This window comes from Candidatus Egerieousia sp. (assembly GCF_056211015.1).
Window position 1 is genome coordinate 1 of the sequence record NZ_JBAELF010000047.1, and the last position, 4985, is coordinate 4985.

3 protein-coding genes and 1 pseudogene are annotated in these 4985 nt (G+C 47.7%); all 4 read right to left on the bottom strand.

Features of this window, described 5'->3' with window-relative positions; all coding sequences use genetic code 11:
• Nucleotides 1–185 precede the first annotated feature (185 nt).
• The gene (locus AC06L3_RS03635; RefSeq protein ID WP_475669258.1) at nt 186–1142 is read right to left on the bottom strand and encodes a 4-(cytidine 5'-diphospho)-2-C-methyl-D-erythritol kinase; all 957 of its coding nucleotides are present in this window, start codon (nt 1140–1142) and stop codon (nt 186–188) included.
• Nucleotides 1143–1161: 19 nt separating this feature from the next.
• Entirely contained in the window at nt 1162–3684 is a 2523-nt protein-coding gene (locus AC06L3_RS03640; protein WP_475669259.1) for an adenosylcobalamin-dependent ribonucleoside-diphosphate reductase, read from the bottom strand.
• 201 nt (nt 3685–3885) lie between these two features.
• Nucleotides 3886–4599, bottom strand: coding sequence for a SufD family Fe-S cluster assembly protein (locus tag AC06L3_RS03645; protein WP_475669260.1), 714 nt, complete (start codon nt 4597–4599; stop codon nt 3886–3888).
• Nucleotides 4600–4605: 6 nt separating this feature from the next.
• Nucleotides 4606–4985, bottom strand: a pseudogene (sufC, locus tag AC06L3_RS03650) (Fe-S cluster assembly ATPase SufC); the annotation flags it as partial.

Consider the following 4985-nt stretch of genomic DNA (forward strand, 5'->3'; position numbering starts at 1 on the left):
GCGCATTGTGAGCAAAGACACAACCAAACGAGCAAAGTTGAAACGGCAAACAGGGGGCGCAAGTGGCAGGTGACCGGCTTGCAAAAAAATTTTGCTCAGGAAAGGCAAAATTTTCTTTGCAGGGCGCGTTACCTGCAATCAAGCGGAAAGGAGGACCAGCTGACCGTGATCAGGCGGAAAAGAAATCACTTGCGGAAAATGCCGAACATGGTGCTGCCGCTTCCGGACATTGCGGCATAAACTGCGCCCTGGTCATAGAGCATCTGCTTGAACGAAGCCAGTTGAGGATACTTTGCAAAGACCGTGGTTTCAAAATCGTTCACAATGGTGTCCTTCCACGTTTCCACCCCTGCAAGCAATCTTTCCTCCAGAGATTTGTTCCGCAATTCCTCCAAGGACGGTCTTTGATGCGCTGAATCGGCTTCACGACCCGATTCTGTGCGTTCATCCACCACGGACACCGCAGTACAAAGCGGCCATCTGTCACGCGGAACTATTCCACCGTACGCATCCTTGGTTGAAATGAAGAAAGGCGGATGCACCAGCTTCAGGCAATATCCCATTGCATCAAGATCAAGCGGGAAATCGGAAAGAATCTCACCACGCCCGCTGCCCATCATAGGACGGTCGTAAATGAAGAACGCACAGTCACTGCCCAAAAGGGCGGCGTAAGAAGCCAGCGTTTGAGAATCCATCGCCAGTGAAAAAATATCATTCAAGGCTGTGAGCACACGGGCTCCATCTGAACTGCCTCCTCCAAGGCCCGCCCCAACTGGGACTTTCTTGAAAAGGGAGATTTCAACCGGTGGCAACTGGGGATAATCCTCCTTCAAAAGCTGCCAGGCCTTCACGCAAATGTTGTCCATTGGCTCACCAGGGTAAGTAATGCCGTAAAGATTCATCCTGAGCGTAGCAGAAGGCACTATTTCAAGTATGTCATAGCAAGCGGCCGAAGCACTGTGTTCAGGTTTGCAAGATTTGAAATCTGAATTCTCAGAGCACTCAGCAGGGAATTCCTCAAACGAAAGAACTTCGACCTTGGAGAGGGGGTAAAAAAGAGTCTGGATGTTGTGAAAGCCATCGCTGCGCTTGTTCACAACTTCCAGACCTATGTTGATTTTTGCGTGTGGATAATATATCATTATACAAATTCAAGAATCATCAACCGCACTTGCTGTATCCGCAGTTTCTGCAAACCAGACAACCTTCCTGATATATGAGGTCATCGCCACCGCACTTAGGACATTTCTTGCCTGACTCGTCACGTGTTCCGTCCGGTATGTATTTCTTGAGTGAACGCTCAACTCCGTTCTTCCATGTGTTGATTGCGTCTGAATCAAGTGAAAGTCCGTTTATCAGGTTGAGCACGTCAACAATAGGCATTCCGTAACGGAGGACACCGGAAATGAGCTTTGCATAATTCCAGTACTCCTTGTTGAACATGTGCGATATGCCACCAACGATATTTGTATATCCGTATTTGTCAACAAAATGGAAATCATAACGGCTGCTGCCACCGTTGATATCCTTTTCCTTGACTATGTAGCCGTGAGTGATGCTCTTAGGAATGCTCCTTGAATCATCATCAACAAGACCGGTGAAAATCTCGTAAGGAACGCCGTTGAGCTTGCCAACAAGTGCAATCCAATGCTCCCTGCCGTTGAGGAAACGGATTACATCGGCCTCAAGTGATTTAGGACGTTTTTTCACAGCGATGGCCGGTTTGCCTTCTTCCTTGGCTGAAACCAACACACCTGTTCTTGAACCATCGCGGTAAACGGTAACTCCCTTGCAACCTACCTCCCAGGCTGTCTTGTAAACCTGTGCAACAAGGTCCTCTGTCACATCCTTAGGAAGGTTCACAGTTACGCTGATAGAGTGGTCAACCCATTTCTGTATGCTGCCCTGCATCTTGACCTTTGCAATCCAGTCAATGTCGGCCGCGGTTGACTTATGATATGGAGACTTCTCCACGAGTTCGTTCAGCTGATCAACTGTCATATTCTTCAGCTGCTCCAGATTCAATCCGCAGTTGATACCGCACCAGTCAACGAACTTGTGATGGAATACGAAATACTCCTCGAAGCAATCGCCCATCTCGTCCTTAACGGCAATCTTCACGTTCTTGTCGTTAGGATTGACTTTCCTTCTTCTCTTGTAGAAAGGCAGGAATACAGGCTCGATTCCGGATGTGGTCTGAGTCATTATGCTGGCGGTACCTGTAGGAGCTATGGTAAGCATTGAAATGTTCCTTCTTCCCACCTTTGCCATCTCCTTGTAAAGAACAGGATCCGCCTCCCTGATTCTGTCAATCATAGGGTTGTTCACCTCCCTCTGAGTATCATAGATAGGGAATGCACCGCGCTCCTTTGCCATGTTCACTGATGAACCGTATGCTGCAAGGGCAAGAGTCTTCTGAACCTCAACGGCAAAAGCGATTGCCTTGTCGGAACCGTAAACGTATCCAAGTGCTGCAAGCATATCGCCTTCAGCTGTTATGCCAAGGCCTGTACGGCGGCCTCCCAGAGATTTGTCCCTTATCTTCTCCCAAAGTTCTATTTCTGTTCTCTTGATATTTGTGTTCTCAGGATCGCTGGCAACCTTTGCAAGGATAGCATCTATCTTCTCCATCTCAAGGTCAATCAGGTCATCCATCAGACGCATTGCCTTCCATACATGCTCCTTGAACAACGGGAAGTTGAAGATTGCATTCTCAGTGAAAGGATTGTCAACGTATGAATAGAGGTTCATTGCAATCAGACGGCAGCTGTCGTATGGGCAGAGAGGAATTTCACCGCAAGGGTTGGTACTTACTGTCCTGTAACCCAGATCGGCATAACAATCGGCAACTGACTCCCTGATAACTGTATCCCAGAAAAGGACACCAGGCTCCGCGCTCTTCCAGGCATTGTGTATGATTTTCTTCCAGAGCATTGCAGCCTCTATCTCCTTCTTCACTTTTGGATTGTCACCAACTATAGGATACTGCTGAACATATTTCTTCCCATCAAGGGCTGCGCGCATGAACTCATCGTCTATCTTTACTGAAACGTTGGCACCTGTAACCTTGCCCTGCTCCATCTTGGCATCAATGAAACCTTCTGAATCAGGATGCTTTATGGAAATTGTAAGCATGAGCGCACCGCGCCTTCCATCCTGGGCAACCTCACGTGTTGAGTTGGAATAACGCTGCATGAAAGGAACAACACCTGTTGAAGTAAGAGCGCTGTTAAGTACGGGACTGCCTGTAGGACGGATATGGGACATATCGTGACCTACACCACCGCGCCTTTTCATAAGCTGCACCTGCTCCTCATCAATCTTGAGAATACCGCCGTATGAATCCGCCTCACCCTGATTGCCAATCACAAAGCAGTTGGACAAGGAAGCAACCTGATACTCGTTGCCTATGCCTGTCATAGGACCGCCCTGAGGAATCACATACTTGAAGTTCTGAAGAAGCTCGAAAATCTCCTCCTTTGACATTGGATGCGGATACTTCTGTTCTATACGTGCGAACTCTGATGCAAGCCTCCAGTGCATGTCGTCAGGACTTGATTCATAAAGATTACCGTAAGAATCTTTCATTGCGTATTTGTTTATCCAAACAGACGCTGCAAGTTCATCGCCCTTGAAATATTCGCCGCTTTTCGCGAAAGCTTCGTCAAAAGTGTGCTTTTCCATCTTTAAGTGGTGTTATGGTTCCCTATTAGGTTATTTATGCGCTAAATGATTGAGTGAAAAAGAATTCCCCCTTGATTTCAAAGGGAAACTGAAATGCAAGTTATTTGAAATAAACTCTTATTTTGGAAGAGAATATGTTGAGTTATCAACAAAGATATCAACACGCATTGTAAGTAACGCCAAATGCGTTTTTTATGGGAATCACCTCAGACAGGCTAGAATTCTGCGGCTCATCTCCTCCTTCAGTAAATCATCGGAAATCTTTTCCAGCACTCCAAGAAGGAAGGCCTGCTTGAGCAGAACCTTTGCATTTGCCAGCGAGATTCCGCGACTCTGCATATAGAAAAGTTCACCGCTCTCCTTGTTTCCAACAGTGGCTCCGTGACTGCATTTAACGTCATCGGCGTAAATCTCAAGATGTGGCTGGGTATGCGCCCTTGCCTGCTCGGACTCAACAATATTGTTGTTGGCCTGATAGGCCTCTGTTTTCTGAGCATCGGGAGCAACGTATATCCGCCCCTCGAAATCAGAGCGGGAACTGTCCCAGAGTATGCCCCTGAACAGCTGATTGCTTATGCAATGCCCAACATTATGGTTCATGTCAACCTTGTTGGCAACCTTGTTCCCGGAATCCACAAGATACACTCCGTTCAGATTGCACACGGCATTCTCCGAATCAAGATTCACCTTGAAACTGTTGACTATGTTCCTTGGCTCAGCACAGGCGCCTGTTTTTGAACAAGCCATTGAAATCACCGTGAGATCAAGCTGCGCTCCGCTGCCGAGTCTTATGTCAAAACAGGCCTTGCCTGAGCATTCCTGCAGAACAAGCACCTCACGATGCTCATCATCCGCAAGATGCAGAGGATAAGCATTGTCACCCTCCTTCTGGACAATATATTCAAGCTTTCCCATAGTGCGTTACAAAGATTTAATGATCCAGTCGTAACCCTTGTCCTCAACCTCGCGCGCCAGTTCGGCCCCGGAAGTCCTTACAATACGGCCATCGTAAAGTATATGGATAATATCAGGAACAATGTAATCGAGAAGTCTCTGGTAATGGGTTATGACCAAGGATGCATTCTGCGGAGTCTTTAGCTGTGTTACTCCGTTTCCAACAATACGAAGGGCATCAACATCCAGTCCGCTGTCGGTCTCGTCAAGGATTGCAAGCTTTGGAGAGAGCATGGCCATCTGGAAAATCTCGTTGCGCTTCTTCTCACCGCCCGAGAAACCTTCGTTGACCGAGCGGTTTGCCAGCTTGTTGTCGAGCTGTACGACAGCACGCTTCTCGCGCATCA

Coding starts and splice junctions, on each gene's coding strand:
- AC06L3_RS03635 (WP_475669258.1), bottom strand. CDS start 1,142: ATGATATATTATCCACACGCAAAAATCAACATAGGTCTGGAAGTTGTG.
- AC06L3_RS03640 (WP_475669259.1), bottom strand. CDS start 3,684: ATGGAAAAGCACACTTTTGACGAAGCTTTCGCGAAAAGCGGCGAATAT.
- AC06L3_RS03645 (WP_475669260.1), bottom strand. CDS start 4,599: ATGGGAAAGCTTGAATATATTGTCCAGAAGGAGGGTGACAATGCTTAT.